The sequence below is a fragment of the Candidatus Allofournierella excrementavium genome (assembly GCF_048526665.1).
GTDB classification, from domain to species: Bacteria; Bacillota; Clostridia; order Oscillospirales; family Ruminococcaceae; genus Allofournierella_A; species Allofournierella_A excrementavium.
Genome location: NZ_DBGFPE010000013.1, coordinates 1 through 20882, shown reverse-complemented (window position 1 = coordinate 20882; position 20882 = coordinate 1). Strand labels below are relative to the sequence as shown.

The window sequence follows — 20882 nt, the reverse complement described above, 5'->3', positions numbered from 1 at the left end:
CCTTTCCTAAGTAAAATCAGTTGCCGAGGGTCTTTTTCAGTTCATAGAGGAAATTCAGCGCCTCGATGGGGGTCAGCGTCTCCACGTCCAGCGCGTTCAGCTTGTCCATCATTTCGCTGGGCACTGCGGGGCTGTTCATCGCCTCCAGCGCCTCAAAGTCCAGCTGGGTGACCCGCTTATTGCTCTGGCTGGCGGCATCCAGCGTCTTGAGCACCTGCTTGGCCCTCTCGGTGACTTCGTCCGGCAGACCGGCCAGCTTTGCCACCTGGATGCCGTAGCTGTCGTCGGCAGGGCCGCGGACGATGCGCCGCAGGAAGGTGATGTCGTCGCCCCGCTTTTTCACGGCGATGTTGTAGTTCTTTACGCCGGGCAGCTGCTCTTCCAGCTCGGTGAGTTCGTGGTAGTGGGTGGCGAACAGGGTCTTGCAGCCGATCTTGCCGGCGATGTGCTCCACCACCGCCCGCGCGATGCTCATGCCGTCGAAGGTGGAGGTGCCGCGGCCGATCTCGTCCAGAATGACCAGGCTCTTGCGGGTGGCATACTCCAGGATCTGGGCCACCTCGGTCATTTCCACCATGAAGGTGGACTGGCCCGCCGACAGGTCATCGGAAGCGCCCACGCGGGTGAAGATGGCGTCCACCACGCCCACGCGGCATTCCTTTGCCGGCACGAAGCTGCCGATCTGGGCCATCAGCGCGATCAGCGCATTCTGGCGCATGTAGGTGGATTTGCCCGCCATGTTGGGGCCGGTGATGATGAGCAGGTTGTTTTCGCCGCAGTCCAGCGTGGTGTCGTTGGGCACAAAGAGGTTGCCTTTGAGCATCCGCTCGATGACCGGGTGGCGGCCCTCCCGGATGAGCAGTTCGCTGCCCTCGTCCACCGTGGGGCGGACATAGTTGTTGTCCGCCGCCACCTGGGCCAGCGCGGTGAGCACATCCAGCTTTGCCACCGCAGCCGCGGTGGACTGGATGCGGCTGAGCTGAGCGGAGAGGTCGAACAGCAGTTCCTCGAACAGCTTGCGCTCCAGAACAAGCAGCCGCTCGCTGGCGCCCAGGATCTTGTTCTCGAGGTTTTTCAGGTCCTCGGTGATGTAGCGCTCGGCGTTCGCCAGCGTCTGCTTGCGCACGAAGTTCGCGGGCACCTGGTCAGTGAAGGACTTGCTGACCTCGATGTAATAGCCGAACACCCGGTTGAAGCCCACCTTCAGGGTGCGGATGCCGGTCTCTTCCTTGAGCTTTGCCTCCATCTGGGACAAAAAGCCCTTGCCGCCGTGAACGATGTCCCGCAGTTCGTCCACCTCCGGCGAGAAGCCCTCGCGGATGACGCCGCCGTCCTTCAATGTGGAGGGAGCCTCTTCATTGATGGCCGCCACGATGCGGTCGTGGATGTCGGTGAGGGGGTCGATCTGCACCGCCAGCGCCTTGAGCTGCGGGCAGTCAAAGCCCTCGGTCAGCTGCCGCAGGCCGGGCAGCTGGGCGCAGGTGGCGGCCAGCGCATAGACCTCCTTGGGAGTGGCGCTGCCGTAGACCGTGCGGGTCATCAGGCGCTCCATGTCAAAGATGTGGCTTAGAGTCTCGATGATCTCGGCCCGCTGCACGCTGTCGCCGAACAGAGCCTGCACACAGTCCAGCCGGTCGTTGATGGCCGGTGCGCTGACCAGCGGCTGTTCCAGCCAGCTGCGCAGCAGGCGCTTGCCCATGGCGGTCTGGGTCTTGTCCAGCACCCAGAGCAGGGTGCCCCGCTTTTCCCGCCCGCGCATGGTCTGGGTCAGTTCCAGGTTGGCCCGGGTCACCGGCGAGAGCTGCATATACTGGGCTTCGGCGTAGCTGACAACGGTCTTGAGCCGCTCCACGCCGTGTTTCTGGGTGCGGCCCAGATAGGTCAGCAGGCCCGCCACCGCAAGCCCGGCAAGGCCGTCCCGGGAAAGGCCGCCGGAAGGCCAGCCCTCATCACCGAACTGGGCCTGCAGCGTGTCCCGGGCGTCGGCATAGGCCTCATTTTCCATCAGTTCCACCGCACAGGCCATGTGCTGCTTGATGTAGGCGGTGACGTCCTTCAGCGAGAGAGTCGCCTCATTGAACAGCACCTCGCTGGGGGTATAGCGGCAGAGCTCGGTGATGATCTGGCCGCTCACCGATGCGCCGCCCAGCTGGGTGGCGTAGGTCTGGCCGGTGGAAACGTCGGCAAAGCAGACGCCGGCCTTGTCCCCTTCCAAGTATATACTGCAGATGTAGTTGTTTTTGTCGTCCTGGAGCATGCTGCTCTCGATGACGGTGCCGGGAGTGATGACACGGATGACGTCCCGCTTCACCAGCCCCTTGGCCAGGGCCGGGTCCTCCATCTGCTCGCAGATGGCCACCTTGTAGCCCTTGGCGATGAGCCGGGCCACATAGCTTTCATAGCTGTGGAAGGGCACGCCGCACATGGGCGCGCGCTCCGGCTGGCCGCAGTCCCGCCCGGTGAGGGTGAGCTCCAGCTCTTTGGACGCGAGGATCGCGTCGTCGTAGAACATCTCGTAAAAGTCGCCCAGCCGGAAAAACAGAATCTCGTCCTTGTGCTGCTGCTTGATCTCAAAATACTGGGCCATCATGGGGGAAAGTTCCGCCATTGTTGCGCTTCACCTGCCTGTTTTCTTTGAAAGGGGCCTTCTATGAAAGGGCGGCGCGGCGGCAGGAGCCGCCGCGCCGTTTGAAATGGTTATTTCGCTCAGCCGCAGCCGCCGCAGGAGGCGCAGCTGCCGCTGCAGCCGGCGGAGGGCGCTTCCACCAGCATCGGGTCGCCGCCGTTCATGGCGGTGTTGATGATGGCGTCGATGTGGCTGATGAGGGCCTCGGCGTCCGCCTTGGCGGCGTTGTAGGCCACCATGCCCTCGCTGGCCATGATCTTGCCGTAGAGGTCGTTGACCTTGGCGTTCAGGGCGGCCACGCGGGCGTCGTCCCGCTCGTCCTTGGAAATTTCGTTGTTCAGGTCCATACGGGCCAGGTTGAACTCGCCGATCATGTCCTGCAGGGCTTCGTCTTCATCGTTGGCCTTGCGGGCCGCGGCCAGGGCCAGATAACGCTCGTCGGTCTGAAGAGCGGCGGCGGCTTTCTTGAAAAGGTCGATCACGTCCATGGTAGTTCTCCTTTTTAGCTGTAAAGTATTTTTGTTTTACACAAGTTCACCTTTGAGAATGGTGCCTTTGCTGGAGGTGAAATGCACCCGGGCATACTGCCCGATGAGGGCTTCATCGCCCGCAAATTCCACCACAAGGTTGTTGGTCAGCCGCCCGGCCAGGGTGCCGGGGGTGCGGCTGTGGCCTTCCACCAGCACCCGCTGGGTGCCGCCCACCAGCGCCGCGGTCTCGGCGTGGGCGATTTTCTCCTGCACCGCCAGAAGGCGGGCCATGCGCTCGGTCTTTTCCTTGTGGGTCACCGGATCGGGCATGGAAGCGGCTTTGGTGCCGGTGCGCTTGGAGTAGATGAAGGTGAACAGCTGCATGTACTGCACCTTCTGAATGAGTTCCAGCGTAGCTTCAAAGTCCTCCTCGGTCTCGCCGGGGAAGCCCACGATGATGTCGCTGGAAAAGGTCACGTCGGGAATTTTTGCTTTGGCGTAGTCGATGAGCTCCAGATACTGCTGCACCGTGTAGTGCCGGTTCATCTCTTTCAGGATGCGGTCGCTGCCGCTCTGCACCGGCAGGTGCAGGTGGTTACAGATGCGCTCTTCGGCGGCGATGACGTCGATGAGTTTGTGGCTGGCGTCCTTGGGGTGGCTGGTCATGAAACGCAGATGGTAGTCCCCCGGCACCTGGCAGAGCATGGTCAGCAGGTCGGCGAAGTCCACCCGGGGTTCCAGGCCCTTGCCGTAGCTGTTCACGTTCTGGCCCAGCAGGGTGATCTCTTTGTAACCCGCCTCCACCAGCTGGCGGAACTCCGCCAGAATGTCCTCGGGGCGGCGGCTGCGCTCTCTGCCGCGCACATAGGGCACGATGCAGTAGGTGCAGAAATTGTCGCAGCCGTACATGATGGGCAGCCAGGCCCGGAAGTCAGAATCGCGGCGGATGGGCACCTCTTCCACGATGTCCGCCCGCTCCACCGGGGTCTGCAAAAGGCGCTTTTTGCCGCCGGTGAGCTTTTGCACCAACAGCTGGGGCAGGGTGTCGATGGCGTTCACGCCGAACACCAGGTCCACAAAGGGGTAGCTCTGGCGCAGCTTGTCCACCACGGTGGGCTGCTGGGCCATGCAGCCGCACAGGCCGATGATGAGCCGGGGCTTTTTCTCCTTGAGGCTCTTCAGCGCGCCCACGTTGCCGAACACCCGCTGCTCGGCGTGCTCGCGCACGGCGCAGGTGTTGAAGAGGATGAGGTCCGCCTGTTCCGGCGCGTCGCACAGGCCGAAGCCCACATCCGCCAGCACGCCCTTGATCTTCTCGCCGTCGTTGACGTTCTGCTGGCAGCCGAAGGAGTGGATATAGGCCAGAGGCGGGGTGTCGTAGAACGAGGCGATGAGCTGCGCCGCCTGTTCGTTGTGTTCAAAATGAAGGATCTCCAATGGGTCGTTTCCCTCCGCTTGGGTGTTGTTTTTACGGACCGGCACCCCTGCTTGTGGCAAACGCGCCGATATACTGATTCAGTATACTATATTTTGCGGTTTCGCACAAGAGCGAAGTGTGCCGCTCACTCCCTGTCCCGCTCCAGGATGGGTTTGAGGTAGCGCCCGGTGTAGGAGGCGGGGTTTTCCGCCACTTCCTCCGGGGTACCGGTGGCCACGATGGTGCCGCCCTCACTGCCGCCCTCGGGGCCCAGGTCGATGATATAGTCCGCACGCTTGATGATGTCCAGGTTGTGCTCGATGATGACCACCGTGTTGCCGCCTTCCACCAGTCGGTCCAGCACGCCGATGAGCTTGTGGACGTCCGCCACATGCAGGCCGGTGCTGGGCTCGTCCAGCACATAAACGGTGCGCCCGGTCTCCCGGCGGGCCAGTTCCAGCGCCAGCTTGACGCGCTGGGCCTCACCGCCGGACAGGGTGGTGGCGCTCTGGCCCAGGGTGATGTAACCAAGGCCCACGTCCATCAAGGTTTGCAGCTTGCGGGCGATCTTGGGCACGTTGGCAAAGAAGGTGCAGGCCTCCTCCACCGTCATGTTCAGCACGTCCGCGATGCTCTTGCCCTTGTACTTGACTTCCAGCGTCTCCCGGTTGTAGCGCGCGCCCTTGCACACCTCGCAGGGCACGAAGATGTCTGGCAAAAAGTGCATCTCGATCTGCACGATGCCGTCGCCCTCGCAGGCTTCGCACCGGCCGCCCTTCACGTTGAAGCTGAACCGGCCGAGACCGTAGCCCCGCATCTTGGCGTCCTGGGTCTGGGCAAAGACATTGCGGATGTCGGTGAATACGCCGGTGTAGGTGGCGGGGTTGGAGCGGGGGGTGCGCCCGATGGGAGCCTGGTCGATGCCGATGACCTTGTCCACATACTCCAGGCCCTCGATGGCCTTGAACTTGCCGGGGCGGCGCTTGGCGCCGTTCAGCTCCATGGCCAGGGCTTTGTAGAACACCTCGTTGATGAGGCTGGACTTGCCCGAGCCGGACACGCCGGTGACGCAGACCATCCGCCCCAGGGGAATGTCCACATTGATATTGCGCAGGTTGTTTTCCGCCGCGCCCACGATGCGCAGCTTGTTGCCGGTGCCCTTGCGCCGGGTGGCGGGCACCACGATCTTCTTACGCCCGGAGAGATAGTCACCGGTGATGCTGCGGGGGGCGGCGCAGATGTCCTCCACCGTGCCGGCGGCCACGATCTCGCCGCCGTGAACGCCCGCGCCGGGGCCCACGTCCACGATGTAGTCCGCCTGACGCATGGTATCCTCGTCGTGCTCCACCACGATGAGGGTGTTGCCCAAATCCCGCAGCCGCTTGAGGGTGGCAATGAGCTTGTCGTTGTCCCGCTGGTGCAGGCCGATGCTGGGCTCGTCCAGCACATACAGCACGCCGGTGAGGGCGCTGCCGATCTGGGTGGCAAGGCGGATGCGCTGGCTCTCGCCGCCGGACAGGCCCGACGCCCCCCGGGAGAGGGTCAGATAGTCAAGGCCCACGCTCTGCAGAAAGCCCAGGCGCTCCCGCACTTCCTTCAAAATTCCGTCGCCGATGAGGTGCTCCTGATGGGTGAGCTCCATCCCGTCCAGGAATTGAAGCTCCTGCCGCACGCTCATCTCGCAGAAGTCACTGATGTTCTTGCCGCCCACCGTCACCGCAAGGCTGGCGGGCTTCAGGCGCTTGCCGTGGCACTCGGGGCACTCCACCCCGTTCATCACGGTGGCGATCTCCTCTTTCATCCACTCGCTGCCGGTCTCCCGGAAGCGGCGCTCCAGATTGTTCACGATGCCCTCAAAGTCGTTGAGGTACCGCCCGGAGCCGAACTCGTTCTCCCGGTGCATCTCGATGCGCTCGCCGCCGGTGCCGTAGAGCAGGGCATTCAGCGCCTTGGCGCTCAGGTCTTTGATGGGGGTATCCAGTGTAAAGCCATAATGCTTTGCAAGGCCCTCGTAGTACATCTCGCTCACCGAGCCCTCGGCGTAGTACCAGCCGCTGGCCTTGATGGCGCCCTCCCGGATGGAGAGCTCCTTGTTGGGGATGATGAGCTCCGGGTCCACCCGCATGAAGGTGCCGAGGCCGGTGCACCGCTCGCAGGCGCCGAAGGGGTTGTTGAAGCTGAACATCCGGGGTTCCAGCTCGTTCACCGACACACCGTGCTCCGGGCAGGCGTAGCTCTGGCTGAACTGCATGGTCTCCCCACCCGGCACATCCACCGTGACCAGCCCGCCGGTGAGGGCAAGGGCGGTCTCCAGGCTGTCGGCAAGACGGCTGTGGACGTTCTCGTTGATGACCAGACGGTCCACCACGATCTCCACCGTGTGCTTTTTGTTCTTTTCCAGAGAGATCTCCTCGTCCAGGTCGTACATGTTCCCGTCGATGCGCACCCGGGCGTAGCCACCCCGGCGGGCGGCGTCCAATTCCTTCTGCTGGGTGCCCTTGCGGCCGCGCACCACCGGCGCCAGCACCTGGAAGCGGGTGCCGGCGGGCAGTTCCAGCACGGCGTCCACCATCTGGTCCACCGTCTGCTGGCTGATGACCCGGCCGCACACCGGGCAGTGCGGGATGCCGATGCGGGCGTACAAAAGACGCAGGTAGTCGTAAATTTCCGTCACCGTGCCCACGGTGGACCGGGGGTTGCGGTTGGTGGTCTTCTGGTCGATGGAGATGGCGGGCGAAAGGCCCTGGATGTCGTCCACATCCGGCTTTTCCATCTGGCCCAGGAACATGCGGGCGTAGCTGGAAAGGCTCTCCATATAGCGGCGCTGGCCGTCGGCGTAGATGGTGTCGAAGGCGAGGCTGGACTTGCCCGACCCGGACAGGCCGGTCATAACGATCAGCTTGTCCCGCGGGATGGTCAGGTCCACGTTTTTCAGGTTGTGCTCCCGCGCACCCTTGATAACGATTTTATCGTTGCTCACAGATATACTCTCCCTTGGTCAGTTTGCTCAGCGGCGGCCCCGGCGCTTCTTGGGCGCTTCCGGCTCCTCGGTGGGGTTCTCGCCCCGGCGCAGCCGGTCGATGCGGTCGCGCAGGAAAGCGGCGTGCTCGAACTCCAACAGACGCGCCGCCTCCTTCATCTCCCGGGTCAGCCGGGTGATGAGCTGTTCCCTCTCGGCCTTGCTCATGCGGTGGCCGGAAAGTTTTTCGTTCTCCTTGTGGTCGCTGATCTCGATGCCCTCGCGGATGCTCTTGACGATGGTCTTGGGCACGATGCCGTGGGCCTCGTTGTAGGCCATCTGGATGGCGCGGCGGCGCTCGGTCTCGGTGATGGCCCGCTCCATGCTGGGGGTGACCTCATCAGCGTACATGATGACCACGCCGTCGGCGTTGCGGGCCGCGCGGCCGATGGTCTGCACAAGGCTGGTCTCACTGCGCAGAAAGCCCTCCTTGTCCGCGTCCAGAATGGCCACCAGCGACACTTCCGGCAGGTCCAGGCCCTCGCGCAGCAGGTTGATGCCCACGATCACGTCGATGGAGCCGGTGCGCAAGTCCTTGATGAGTTCCATGCGCTCGAAGGTGTCCACTTCGTGGTGCATGTATTTCACCTTTACACCGTGCTCGGAAAGGAAGTCGGTCAGATCCTCGGCCATCTTCTTGGTGAGGGTGGTCACCAGCACGCGCTCGTTTTTGGCGGTGCGCAGGTTGATCTCGCCCAGCAGGTCCTCGATCTGGCCCTCCACGGGTTTCACGATGATCTGCGGGTCCAGAAGGCCGGTGGGGCGGATGACCTGTTCGGCAATTTGGGTGCTGTGTTCCCTCTCGTATTCGCCGGGGGTGGCGCTGACGAACACGATCTGGTTCAGCTTTTCTTCCACCTCCTCGAATTTGAGGGGACGGTTGTCAAAGGCGGAGGGCAGGCGGAAACCGTAGTCCACCAGGGTGCGCTTGCGGGCATAGTCGCCGCCGTACATGGCCCGCAGCTGGGGCAGCATGACGTGGCTCTCGTCCACGAAGAGCAGAAAATCCTTGGGGAAATAGTCCAGCAAGGTGGTGGGGGTGGAGCCTGGGGCGCGGCCGCTGAGCACGGCGGAATAGTTCTCGATGCCCTTGCACATGCCCACTTCCTGGAGCATCTCCATATCATAACGGGTGCGCTGGGCGATGCGCTGGGCCTCCAGCAGCTTGCCCTCCTCGGTGAACTTGCGCACCTGAACGTCCATCTCTTCCTGGATGCGGGCAAGGCCGGCGCGCATCTTCTCCGGCGAGACGATGTAGTGGCTGGCCGGGAAGATTGCCACGTGCTTGATGACATTCTTGCGCTCGCCGGTGAGGGGGTTCATCTCGCTGATGCGGTCCACCTCGTCGCCGAAGAACTCCACCCGGATTGCGGTGTCGCTGGCGTAGGCAAGGTTTATCTCCACCGTGTCGCCCCGGACGCGGAACTTGTTGCGTACGAAATTGATGTCGTTGCGTTCGTATTGCAGCTTCACCAGCCGGCGGCACAGTTCGTCCCGGTCCATCTGCATGCCGGGCCGCAAACTGATGACCATGCTGCGGTAGTCGATGGGGTCGCCCAGGCTGTAGATGCAGGAGACGCTGGCCACGATGATGACGTCCCGCCGCTCGGAGAGGGCCGCCGTGGCGGAGTGGCGCAGGCGGTCGATCTCGTCGTTGATGGCACTGTCCTTCTCGATGTAGGTGTCGGTGGAAGGAATGTAGGCCTCCGGCTGATAGTAGTCGTAGTAGGAGACGAAATATTCCACCGCGTTCTCGGGGAAGAACTCCCGGAACTCGGTGCACAGCTGGGCGGCCAGCGTTTTATTGTGGGCCAGCACCAGTGTGGGCCGGTTCACCTTGGCGATGACGTTGGCCATGGTAAAGGTCTTGCCGCTGCCGGTCACGCCCAGCAGAGTCTGGGCCTTGTCCCCCCGCAGGATGCCCTCGGCCAGTTTTTCGATGGCCTGGGGCTGGTCGCCGGTGGGCTGATAGCTGGAAACAAGTTTAAACTGATCCATGGTTCTCCTTTTTGCCTTGCTCGAGGGCTTTTTCCTTACTGCCCGCCACGCCCTGCATCAGCGTCGGCTCCACGGCGGGCATTCTGCCCGATTGCTGCAAAGAGATGTAGTCCCCTTCCTTGTCCACGATGATGTGGTCCAGAAAACGGATGCCCAGGCTGGCCAGGGCATTGGCCAGCTCCCGGGTGAACTGGATGTCGGAGGGACTGGGCAGCGCCGCCCCTGCCGGGTGGTTGTGAGCCAGCACAGCCTGGGTGGCGTGGCACTGCACCGCCAGCCGGGCGATTTGAGTGCGGGCCATGGCCGCCTCGTTCACAGTGCCCTCGGTGACCTTTTGCAGCTTGATGGGGCAGTTGCGGTCATCCAGAAACAGAACGTAGACCTGCTCGGTCACCGCGCCGTAAAACTGCGGGATGAGGTAGGCTGCCACCTCTTCCAGGTCTTGAAATGCCCGGGGCGCGCGGGCGCGGTTCTGGCTGTAGTAGCGGTTGGCGGCGTGCATGGTGGTGAGCAGCCGGGCCACCGCCGGCCCCGCTCCCTCCACGGTGAGGATGTCGGCCTCGCTGGCCTCCAGCACCTGGCACAAGCTGCCGAAGCGTTCAATGAGGCGGTGGGCCAGAGGATTTGTGTCCTTGCGGGGAATGGCCAGATACAGGATGTACTCCAGCACTTCGTGCTCGGCAAAGCCGGAAAAGCCGCCTTGCTGGGCGAACCGCTTGCGCATCCGCTGGCGGTGGTTCATGTGAAGGCTCTTCTCCTGCGGCATCCTGCACCCTCCTTTCCTGCTGTTTTGCGCTTTACGCCGTATCTGATTTATTATATACTATTTGCAGGCAATTTTAAAGAGAGGGGCCAAGCGATTTGAAACAATTTACCGCCGGCGCAAACGAGGACGGAGCGCGGCTTTCCCGCTTTGTGGAGAGCGTCACCACCGGCCTGCCCGCCAGCCTGCTTTACAAGAGTTTCCGCAACAAGCGCATCAAGGTGAACGGCAAGCGCCAGACGCCGGACTACCGCCTTTGCAAGGGGGACGTGGTAGAGCTTTACATCAACGACGAGTTCTTTGCCGCCGCGCCCCAAAAATCCGCCCCCGCCCGGCGGATGCCCGCTTTGAAGGTGGTGTATGAGGACGAGGCCCTTGCCGTTCTCTACAAGCCTGCCCACCTGCTGTGCCACGGCGACCGCACCGGCGACGTCAGCCTTGTGGACGCCTTCATCGCTTATCTTGCCCAAAAAGGCGAGTTTGACCCGCAAGCGGAGGCTTCTTTCAAGCCGGCGCTGTGTAACCGGCTGGACCGGGGCACCGAAGGGCTGGTGGTGGGCGCCAAGACGTATGCCGCCTTGCGGGACATGAACGCCGTCATCCGGGACGACCTTGTGCGCAAGGAGTACCTGACTATCACCTTCGGGGTGCCCACTGCGGGGCGGCATGTGGCCTACCTGCGCCACGACGAAAAGAACAACAAGGTGAAGGTGCAGGCAGAGCCCGGCGAGGGCTTCAAGCAGATCATCACCGACGTGACGGTGGAACGCACCGAAGGCCCCTTCGCCCTCTGCCGCGTCGGCCTTGTGACGGGGCGCACCCACCAGATTCGTGCGCATCTTGCCTTTCTGGGCGCGCCGGTGCTGGGCGACATCAAATACGGCAACCGCAAGTGGAACGAAAAGACCGGCTTCAAGATCCAGGCCCTCTGCGCGGTGAGCCTCACCTTTGCCCAGCTGCCGCCGGAAAATACGCTCTGCGCCCTCAGCGGCAAAACCATCCGGCTGGAGCACCCGGCCATTCTGGACAAATTCGCCTCGCTGGCGAGGAAATAAGCCCTTCTCCCCGTTTTTGCAAAAAGTACGGCGGCCCGCCTCCCTCCTTGGGAAACGGGCCGCCGTTTTTTTGTTTTTTCAGAAGAAGCTGACCTGACTGGTGTCCGGCAAGTCGCCGAGAGCACCCACGTTTTTCAGGTTCTCCATCACCGCGCTGGACACGCCGCAGGCCTGCTGCAGCTCCTCCACCGACAGGTATTCCTGCCCGTTGATGGTGGCCGCTTCCAGCGCCTGAGCCGCCGCCTCGCCCACGCCTTTCAGCGAGGCAAAAGGCAGACGTACCTTGCCGTCCTCCACCATGTAGCGCACGGCGCGGCTCTTGCCCAGCTCGATGGGCAGGAACTCATAGCCCCGGGCCAGCATCTCGTTCACCAGTTGCAAGGACACCTGGATGTCCTCATCCTTGGCCTTCTTTTCCTCCTTGAGGCGCTGTTCCACCTCCCGCAGGTGTTGCTGGGCCACCTTGACGCCGCCCACAGCGGCCTCATAGTCGATGTCGTCGCCGCGCACGGTGAAGTAGGTGGCGTAAAACGCCTGGGGATGATAGACCTTGAACCACATCAGCCGGATGGCTGCGATGAGGTAAGCCACCGCGTGGGCCTTGGGGAACATGTACTTTATCTTGCGGCAGGAGTCCATGTACCAGTCCGGCACGCCGCACTCCTTCATCTTCTCCTCCGCTCCCGGCGGGAAGCCCCCTTTTGCCACCTTGCCCTTTCGGGTGAGCTCCATGATGTTGAAGGCCAGCTTGGGTTCCAGACCCTTGTGCAGCAGGTAGGTCATGATGCTGTCACGGCAGCCGATAACGTCGGAAATGGTGCAGATCTGGTTTTTGATGAGGTCCTGGGCGTTGCCGTTCCACACGTCGGTGCCGTGGGACAGGCCAGAGATCTGGATCAGATCGCTGAAATTCTTGGGCTGGGCTTCGATGAGCATCTGCCGCACGAAGGGGGTGCCCAGCTCCGGGATGCCGAAGGTGCCGGTCTGGCTGCCGATCTGCTCCGGGGTGACACCCAGCGCCTCGGTGCTCACCAGCAGGCTGATGACCCGCTGGTCGTTCATGGGCACCTGGTCCATGGGGATGCCGGTCATGTCCTCCAGATACTTGTACATGGTGGGCACATCGTGGCCCAGCTCGTCCAGCTTGAGCAGCGTATCGTGGAGGTATTTGAATTCGAAGTGGGTGGTCAGCACACCCTTGTCCTTGTCGTCGGCGGGGTGCTGGATGGGGCAGAAGTCCTGAATTTCGTGCACGTCCGGCACGACCACCATGCCGCCCGGGTGCTGGCCGGTGGTGCGCTTGACGCCGGTGCAACCCACGGTGAGGCGGTTCTCCTCGGCGCGGTTCACCGTGCGGCCCCGCTCTTCCAGGTACTTCTTCACATAACCGTAGGCCGTCTTGTCCTGCAGGCCGGACACAGTGCCCGCCTTGAACACGTACTCCTTGCCGAACAGCTCTTCCGTGTAGCGGTGGACCTGGCTCTGGTACTCGCCAGAGAAGTTCAGGTCAATATCCGGCTCCTTGTCGCCGTCGAAACCCAGGAAGGTCTCGAAGGGGATGTCGTGGCCGTCCACGATGAGCTGCGCGCCGCAGCGGGGGCAGGTCTTGTCCGGCAGGTCGAAGCCGTCCGCCACGCTGCCGTCGGTGATGAACTCGCTGTACTGGCACTTGGGGCACAGATAGTGAGGCGGCAGGCTGTTCACCTCGGAGATGCCCGAGAAGTGAGCCACGGCGGAGGAGCCGACGGAACCACGGCTGCCCACCTGATAGCCGCCGGCGTTGGAGTAGGCCACCAGCTTGACGGCAATGACGTACAGCACGGCGAAACCGTGGCCGCAGATGGAGTCCAGCTCCCGCTGCAGGCGGGTCTGGACGATTTCGGGCAATGGGTCGCCGTAATGCTTTTTGGCGGTGGACCAGGTGGCGTCGCGCAGCTGCTGCTCCGCGCCCTCGATGGAGGGCGGGAAGGTGCCCTTGGGAATGGCCCGGATGCCGCCGTCGCACATGTCGGCGATTTTGTTCGGGTTCTTCACCACGATCTCGAATGCCTTGTCCTTGGGCAGATAGTAGAACTGGTCCAGCATGTCCTGAGTGGTGCGGTAGTAAAGAGGAGCCTGGTTGTCGGCGTCCTTGAAGCCGTTGCCCGCCTGCAGCACCGCCCGGTAGACCGAGTCCTCCGGGTCCTGGAAATGCACGTCGCCGGTGGCCACCACCGGCTTGTGCAGCACTTCGCCCAGCTTGATGATGGTGCGGTTGAAGTCCTGTATCTTCTCGATGGAGTCCACCAGGTGCTCCCGCAGCATGTACTCGTTGTTGCCCAGGGGCTGCACTTCCAAAAAGTCGTAGTATTCCGCGATGCGGCACAGCTCTTCAAAGCTGCGGCCCTCCACAACCGCCCTGTAAAGTTCACCAGCCTCACAGGCAGAACCAATGATAAGGCCCTCCCTGTATTTGTCCAGCACGCTGCGGGGAACGCGGGGTTTTTTGAAGAAATACTTGGTGTGGGCCTCGCTGACGATTTTATAGAGGTTTTTCAGGCCCAGCTGGTTGCGCACCAGGATGATGAGGTGATAGTACTTCTTTTTGATGACCGCCGTGTTTCCGCCGCCCAGGCCGGTGTTGATCTGCTCCACCGTCTTGACCCCTTTGAGGGCCAAATCCTCCAGCATCTTGCAGAAGATTTTTGCCAGAGCCATGGCGTCGTCCACCGCGCGGTGGTGGTTGAAGGGCTCAATTTCAAGGTGGTCGTTGATGGTGTCCAGCTTGTAGTTGCGCAGGCCGTGATAGAGGTTCTGGGCCAGAGGCAGGGTGTCGATGTAGGAATTCTCCAGCCGCAGGCCGGCCTTTTCCGCCGCCGCACGCATGAAGCGCATATCAAAGTTATGGGCGTTGTGGGCAATAAGCACCCGGTCGCCCGCGAACTCCATGAACTGTTTGATGGCCTCGTCCGGGCCCGGTGCGTCGGCCACCATGGCGTCGTTGATGCCGGTGAGCTCCACGACTTTGGGCGGGATGGGTTTGCCGGGGTTCACAAAGGTGCCGAAGGTCGCCGTTATCCCGCCGTTCTCCACCAGCACCGCGCCGATCTCGGTGAGGGCCTCGGTCTTGGGGTCGAGGCCGGTGGTCTCGGTGTCGTAGATCACAAAGCTACCGGACAGCGGCCCGGCCGCTTCGCCATAGACCACCGGCACCATATCGTCCACAAAATAGGCCTCGCAGCCGTAGATGAGCTTGAAGTCCGGGTCGCTTTTGCGGATGGCCTCGGCGGCCAGCATCGCCTCGGGGAAGCCCTGGCAGACGCCGTGGTCGGTGATGGCGATGGCCCGGTGGCCCATGCGGTGGGCGGTGCGGACGATCTCGCCCGGGTCGCAGAAGCCGTCCATGCTGGAGAGCTTGGTGTGCAGGTGCAGCTCCACGCGCTTTTGGGGGGCGTTGTCCTCCCGCTTTTTGCGCTCCACCTGCAGCACGTCATATGGATACACCACATAGTCGTGCTCGTACTTGTCATAGGCGCACTCGCCCTTCAGCACGAGGGTGGTCCCCTTCTTCACTTCTTCCCACTTGGAATAATCCTCGCCGTCCCGGCTGCGCAGTTTCAGGCTGATGGAGCCGGTGTAGTCGGTGATGGACACGATGTAGCTCTTCTGGAAGTTGCCCTTGACCTCCACGGCGAACACATCGCCCCAGATGGTGACCTTGCCGCTGTCGCTGCCCAGGTCCTTGAGCGGGGTGACATTGTTCGGCTTGAAGTTCTTGCCGTGGAACACGCTCACCGGCTTGTCGGTGAGGTCGAGGCCCGGTATCTTGAAATCGGGCGGCTGTTTCTTCTCCTCAAAGCGGGGCGCGGGCGCCTTCTGCATCACGCGCTTCTCCCATTCGTCGGCGCTCACGGAACTGTTCTGTTCCAGCGTGACGGTGGGCAGCACGCCGGTGCGCTGTTCCACCAGCTTGGCCAGGGTGCTGCCAAAATCGATGCCATCCAGGATGTTCTTGCCCACCGGCACTGTGATGGTCAGCTGGGTGCCCTGCAGCGCAAAAGAGGCGTGGTCCAGAAAACCGTTCACCGGCAGCCCTTCGCTGCGCAGCTCGTCTATCATCGCCCGCAGGCTCTCTTCGGTGATGGTCTCAAAGGGGAAATAGTTGCACACCATCAGTTCCAGCCCTTCAAACTGGGGCGCAAGTGACGCGCAGAGACGCCCGCACAACTCGATCGGCAGAGGCGCCGCGCTGCGCAGGCTTATCTTCAGTTTTCGGCTGATGCGCAGCAGTTCCACCTGCTCCACGAGCACCCCCGCAAAACAGCGGGCAAAGGTCTCGTCGGCATTGAACTGCGGCCACAGCTGGCTCACCAATGGCTTCAATGGTCTTTCTCCCTTTCCTTGTGACAAAGCGCAGCCCGCGGGCAGGGCAAAAGCCCCGCCCGCAGGCAGATAAAGCAGCTCTTACAGCTTGTAAATTTCGTCCACCAGCTGGCCAACGATGTCGCCCCGCAGCATCCGGATCTTCTCGCCGCGGATGAACAGCAGCGCCTCGTCCTTGCCGCCGGCGATGCCGATGTCCGCCTCCCGGGCCTCGCCGGGGCCGTTGACAACGCAGCCCATCACGGCCACCTTGATGGGCTTTTTGTAGCCCTTGAGGCGCTGTTCCACCTCGTCGGCGATTTTGGCCACCGGGATGTTGGTGCGCCCGCAGGTGGGGCAGCTGATGATCTCCGGCCCGCCCACGGCGTGGCCGGCGGCCCGCAGGATGTCAAAGCCCGCCTGCACCTCTTTTTCCGGCTCGTCGGTCAAGGAGACCCGCAGGGTGTCGCCGATGCCCTCCATCAGAAGGCCGCCGATGCCCATGCCGGACTTGATGAGGCCCATGCGGTAGGTGCCCGCCTCGGTGACGCCCACATGCAGCGGGTAGTCGCACCGCTCGCTCAAAAGGCGGTAGGCCTCCATCATACGGGGCACATTGCTGGACTTGATGGAGATGACGATGTTGTCAAAATCGTATTTTTCCAGCAGAGAGACGTGGTACATGGCGCTTTCCACCAGCGCTTCGGGCACCGGCGCGCCGTACTTGGCCAGCACCTCTTTTTCCAGGCTGCCGGCGTTCACCCCAATGCGGATGGGGATGTTCTTCGCCTTGCAGGCGGCGGCCACCTCTTTCACGTGGTCGTCGCCGCCGATGTTGCCGGGGTTCAGGCGGATCTTGTCCACCCCCGCGTCCACACAGGCCAGAGCGATGCGGTGGTTGAAGTGGATGTCCGCCACGAGGGGGATGTCCACGGCGTTCTTGATGGCTTCGATGAGGCGCACATCCTCCAGGGTGGGCACGCTCACCCGCACGATCTGGCAGCCCGCCTCGGCCACCCGCACCGCCTGGGCAACGTTGCCTGCCACGTCGTCGGCGCGCACGTTGAGCATGGTCTGCACCGCCACAGGGTTGTGGCCGCCGATGGTGAGGTTGCCGATGGTCACTTCACGCTTGACCTTGCGCATGTTTTTTCCCTCTTTTCTTATTTAAAACAACCGGGTGATGTCGTTGAAGGTGGCAAAGATCATCACAGCGAACAGGAAGAAGAGCCCCGCCATGTTCACCCATATCTCAAACTTTTTGGGCAGCGGGCGGCGGAAGATGCCCTCGATGAAAAGGAACACCAGCTTGCCGCCGTCCAGCGCCGGGAAGGGCAGCAGATTGAAGATGCCCAGGTTCACGGTGAGCAGCGCCAACAGGCTGAGCACCTCGGAAATGCCCATGCCCGCCGCCTGATTGATGGCGCTGACGATGCCCACCGGGCCGGAGAGCTCGGTCACGCTGACCCGCTGGGTCACCAGGTCCACCAGAGAGCGAAACACCAGCCGGGCGTAGAACAGGGTGTAGTCGAAGGCCTGCCCGATGACGTTCAGCGGTGTTTTTTCCAGCGCATAGACCTTGAAGCCCATGTTCATAGTGACGCTGTCGCCGTTTTGCACCTGGTCAAAATGGACGTCGTCGATCTGCACTTTTTCACCGTTCCGCTTCACGGTGAAGTCGGCGGTGAAGTCCTCGCTGCGCTGTAACTCGTATATAATATCGTTGGCCACAAAGCAGCGGCGGCCGTTGATGGCCAAAATCTCGTCTCCCACCTGCAGGCCGGAGGCCTCCACTGCGGAGCCTTCCTCCACCAGCGCCACAGTGCGGCTGGCGAGAGTGTCGCTGCCGGAGAACAGGATCAGCAGGACCACAAAGCCCAGCACCAGATTCATCACCGCGCCGGCAGCCACCACGATGATGCGTTTCCAAACCTTGACCTTGGGAAAGGGCAGGCCGGTCTTCGCCTCCGGCGGCAGGTCCGGGTCGATGAACTGCTCATCCTCCGAAAGCTCTTCGTCCTCCCCGTCCATGCTCACATAGCCGCCCACAGGCAGTGCGCGGATGCTGTACCGTGTTCCGTTTTTCACCCGGCTGAACAGCGCAGGCCCCATGCCGATGGAAAACTCGTTGACCTGGATGCCCGCCTTTTTCGCGCATACGAAATGGCCCAGTTCGTGGATCATCACCACCAGACCAAAGATGAACACCGAAACGACGGTCGTGATCAGAATTGACATATGCCCTTGTTTGCTCGCTTTCTTATTTACTCGCAGGCTCTCTCCCCTGTCAAGTCAGATGACTTTGCACAAAGGCACGGGCCATGCGGTCACACTCGTACACATCGGCGAGGGTGTAGCCGCCGCCGAAGGAGTCGCTGTCCACCACTGCCTCCACCAGACGGCCGATGTCCAAAAAGCCGATCTTGTCCTCCAGGAACAGGCGCACGGCCTCCTCGTTGGCGCCGTTGGCGGCGCAGGGGCCAAGGCCGCCCTTGGCGATGGCCTTTTTGCAGGCGGCAAGGCAGCGGAAGGTCTCCTCGTCCGCCACATCGAAAGTGATGGACTTGAGGGTGGTGAAATCAAGTTCCGGGGCACAGCCGGGGGCCCGCTCAGGCCAGGTCAGGGCGTACTGGATGGGGATGCGCATATCCGGCACGCCCAGCTGCGCCAGGATGGAATTGTCGCTGAACTGCACCATGGAGTGAATGATGCTCTGGCGCTGCACCACCACCTGCACCTTTTCGGGCGGCAGGCCGAACAGCCACACCGCCTCGATCAGCTCCAGGCCCTTGTTCATCAGGGTGGCAGAGTCGATGGTGATCTTGGCGCCCATGTTCCAGTTGGGATGCTTGAGGGCGTCCGCCTTGGTCTTGCCCGCCAGCTCCTCCTTCTTCATTCCGAAGAAGGGGCCGCCGGAGGCAGTGAGCAGGATCTTGGTGAGAGCTTTGGCGGAATGAGCGTCCTGCAGGCACTGGAAAATGGCGGAATGTTCACTGTCCACCGGCAGAAGCTTCGCATTGTGGCTTTCCGCCGCTTTTGTCACAAGATAGCCGCCGGTGACAAGGCTTTCCTTGTTGGCCAGGGCCACGTCACAGCCGCTTTCCAGCGCCGCGAGGGTGGCCCCCAGGCCGGCGATGCCCACCACAGCGTTGAGCACCACATCCGCCTCGCCCATACCGGCCAGGGTCACGATGCCCTCGGCGCCTTCCAGCACCTTGGGCGCGTTCGCGCGGCCCGCAAGGGCACCTTTGAGTTTCTGACAGGCCGCGGGGTCTGCCACCGCCACATAGCGGGGATGAAATTCTTCGATCTGCTCCAGCAGTTTATCCACGCTGGAATTGGCGGCCAGTGCCCGGACCTCATATCCCTGGCTGCGGGCCACGTCCAGGCTCTGGGTGCCGATGGAGCCGGTGGAGCCCAGCAGCGTGATGCTTTTTGCCATAGCTCTTTCCTCCGTGAAATTTCACATCATGGTCCTGAACCAGACGGCCAGGGCCACCAGCGGGGTGATGAACAGCACGCTGTCGAACCGGTCCATGATGCCGCCATGGCCCGGGAAGATGGTGCCGTAGTCCTTGATGCCCAGCTGGCGCTTGATAGCCGAAGCGAAAAGGTCGCCCAGGATGCCCAGCACCGAACAGCCCATGCCCAGCAGGAACACCGCGATATAGCCGAACATGCTGCCCGCAGCATGGCCGGTGAGCCCGCGGGCGGCCAGGGTGCACAGCACACCCACCACGCCGGAGCCCAGGATGCCGCCGATGGCGCCCTCCACCGTCTTGTGAGGGCTCACCAGCGGGGCCAGCTTGTGCTTGCCGAACAACCGCCCGGTGAAGTAGGCGAAGGTGTCGCCGCCCCAGGCGAAGGCCAGCGCCATGAGGATGAGGTACACCGCTTCATAGCCGTATTCTTCCACCGGCAGCCGGGCCTTGATGAAGACCAGCGAATAGAAGGCGGTCCAGATGACCACGCCCACGGCGCACACGCCGCTGAGGCGGGCGACGTTCAGGTTCTGGTTAAACCATATGAGGCATATCGCCAGATATAGCACAAAAAGAAAGCTGATAGGCGCGATCAGCAGTTTTTCCGGCGCCGCCGCGGACAGGATCAGCAGCACCGTGTACACCGAAAAGCCTCCGAAGACCCAAGGGCCGCGCTTGCCAAGATCGAACGCCTCATAGATCTCATGCACGGCGATCAGGCAGATCAGGGCGACCACGATCTCAAAGACCGGTGTGTTGAACAGGCACAGAACCACCGCCAGCAGGGCAAGCCCGAAGATAGAGGTGATGATCCGTGTTTTCATTGAAATTCTCCCCCTTTTTCCGCAGTCAGATGCCGCCGAAACGACGGCTGCGGTGACAGAATTCCAGTATGGCGGCATCCAGATCCGCCCGGGTGAAGTCGGGCCAGAGAACGTCCATCTCCACCAGTTCCGAATAGGCCGCCTGCCAGAGCATGAAGTTGGACAGGCGCTTTTCGCCGCTGGGCCGCAGGATGAAGTCCGGGTCTTTCTGGCCGCGAGTGTACATGTGGTCGCTCATCATCTCTTCGGTGATGTCCTGCGGTTCCAGCTTGCCCTCTTTCACCAGCTCGGCCAGCTGCCGGGCCGCCCGAACGATCTCGGGCCGTCCGCCGTAGTTCACGGCGATGTTCAGCGTCATGCCGGTGTTGCCGGCGGTCTTGGTCTCGATCTCGTCCATCAGCTGCTGATGCCGGAGCTCCAGCACCGAGCGGTCGCCAAGGAACACCACGCGGTTGTTCTCTTTCTGGTAATCGAAGGCTTTGACAAGATACTCGCCGAACAGTTTCATGATGGCGCCCACCTCGTCCTGGGGGCGGCGCCAGTTCTCGGTGGAAAAGGCGTAGAAGGTCACCGACTCCACCCCCAGCTGGTTGCAGTAGCGGGTGATGTCCTGAAAGACTTCGGCCCCCTTTTTGTGGCCCGCGGTGCGGGGCAGGCCCCGCCGCTTGGCCCAGCGGCCGTTGCCGTCCATAATGATGGCCACGTGCCGGGGCAGCTTGTCGAAGTCCACCAGCGCGGCGGTGTCCTCCTTGGGTTTAAACAGTGGCATCGGTTAACTCCCTTTGCTTCCTTCGGCGGTTTCCCAGAATAGGACGGTGCGGAGCGATTCGCTCCGCACCGCAATCGGTGTGCAGGGGTCAGCCTTTACACCGCCATCAGTTCCTCTT

At 62.4% G+C, this 20882-nt stretch carries 13 protein-coding genes; 1 reads left to right on the top strand and 12 read right to left on the bottom strand.

From position 1 onward, the window contains the following. Positions 1-16: 16 nt before the first annotated feature. The 6 genes from mutS to ACMI1Q_RS03585 form a co-directional block, all read right to left on the bottom strand. Complete coding sequence (mutS, locus tag ACMI1Q_RS03610; protein ID WP_419502840.1) at positions 17-2608, bottom strand: DNA mismatch repair protein MutS; 2592 nt, start codon at positions 2606-2608, stop codon at positions 17-19. Positions 2609-2706: 98 nt separating this feature from the next. Further along, positions 2707-3114 (bottom strand): YlbF family regulator, encoded by a 408-nt coding sequence (locus ACMI1Q_RS03605; RefSeq protein WP_177522008.1) that lies wholly within the window; start codon positions 3112-3114, stop codon positions 2707-2709. Between the two features lie 36 nt (positions 3115-3150). After that, the gene (gene miaB / locus ACMI1Q_RS03600; RefSeq protein ID WP_419502839.1) at positions 3151-4533 is read right to left on the bottom strand and encodes a tRNA (N6-isopentenyl adenosine(37)-C2)-methylthiotransferase MiaB; all 1383 of its coding nucleotides are present in this window, start codon (positions 4531-4533) and stop codon (positions 3151-3153) included. A 125-nt stretch (positions 4534-4658) separates the two neighbouring features. Further along, complete coding sequence (uvrA, locus tag ACMI1Q_RS03595; protein ID WP_419502838.1) at positions 4659-7493, bottom strand: excinuclease ABC subunit UvrA; 2835 nt, start codon at positions 7491-7493, stop codon at positions 4659-4661. A gap of 27 nt (positions 7494-7520) precedes the next feature. Further along, on the bottom strand, positions 7521-9530 hold the full coding sequence (uvrB, locus tag ACMI1Q_RS03590; RefSeq protein ID WP_394979930.1) for an excinuclease ABC subunit UvrB: 2010 nt from the start codon (positions 9528-9530) through the stop codon (positions 7521-7523). Further along, positions 9517-10296: a JAB domain-containing protein gene (locus ACMI1Q_RS03585; protein WP_419502837.1), complete on the bottom strand. Its 780-nt coding sequence runs from the start codon at positions 10294-10296 to the stop codon at positions 9517-9519. Before ACMI1Q_RS03585 ends, uvrB begins: the two co-directional genes overlap by 14 nt. A 95-nt stretch (positions 10297-10391) precedes the next feature. Here ACMI1Q_RS03585 and ACMI1Q_RS03580 point away from each other — a divergent pair, with 95 nt between their 5' ends. Next, positions 10392-11348, top strand: coding sequence for an RluA family pseudouridine synthase (locus ACMI1Q_RS03580; protein ID WP_419502836.1), 957 nt, complete (start codon positions 10392-10394; stop codon positions 11346-11348). A gap of 78 nt (positions 11349-11426) precedes the next feature. Here the strand turns inward: ACMI1Q_RS03580 and ACMI1Q_RS03575 are convergent, their stop codons facing one another. The 6 genes from ACMI1Q_RS03575 to ACMI1Q_RS03550 form a co-directional block, all read right to left on the bottom strand. Continuing rightward, entirely contained in the window at positions 11427-15710 is a 4284-nt protein-coding gene (locus tag ACMI1Q_RS03575; protein ID WP_419502835.1) for a PolC-type DNA polymerase III, read from the bottom strand. 81 nt (positions 15711-15791) lie between these two features. Continuing rightward, complete coding sequence (ispG, locus tag ACMI1Q_RS03570; protein ID WP_419502834.1) at positions 15792-16835, bottom strand: flavodoxin-dependent (E)-4-hydroxy-3-methylbut-2-enyl-diphosphate synthase; 1044 nt, start codon at positions 16833-16835, stop codon at positions 15792-15794. 21 nt (positions 16836-16856) lie between these two features. Next, a complete protein-coding gene (gene rseP / locus ACMI1Q_RS03565) occupies positions 16857-17927 on the bottom strand; it encodes an RIP metalloprotease RseP (RefSeq protein WP_419502833.1) in 1071 nt (356 codons plus the stop codon). A gap of 49 nt (positions 17928-17976) precedes the next feature. Continuing rightward, positions 17977-19131: a 1-deoxy-D-xylulose-5-phosphate reductoisomerase gene (dxr, locus tag ACMI1Q_RS03560; RefSeq protein WP_419067319.1), complete on the bottom strand. Its 1155-nt coding sequence runs from the start codon at positions 19129-19131 to the stop codon at positions 17977-17979. A gap of 21 nt (positions 19132-19152) precedes the next feature. Continuing rightward, positions 19153-19995, bottom strand: coding sequence for a phosphatidate cytidylyltransferase (locus ACMI1Q_RS03555; RefSeq protein ID WP_394979923.1), 843 nt, complete (start codon positions 19993-19995; stop codon positions 19153-19155). A 25-nt stretch (positions 19996-20020) separates the two neighbouring features. Next, positions 20021-20764 carry an isoprenyl transferase gene (locus tag ACMI1Q_RS03550; RefSeq protein WP_419502832.1) on the bottom strand — a complete coding sequence of 248 codons (744 nt, stop codon included), beginning with the start codon at positions 20762-20764 and terminating at the stop codon, positions 20021-20023. Between the last annotated feature and the right edge of the window lie 118 nt (positions 20765-20882).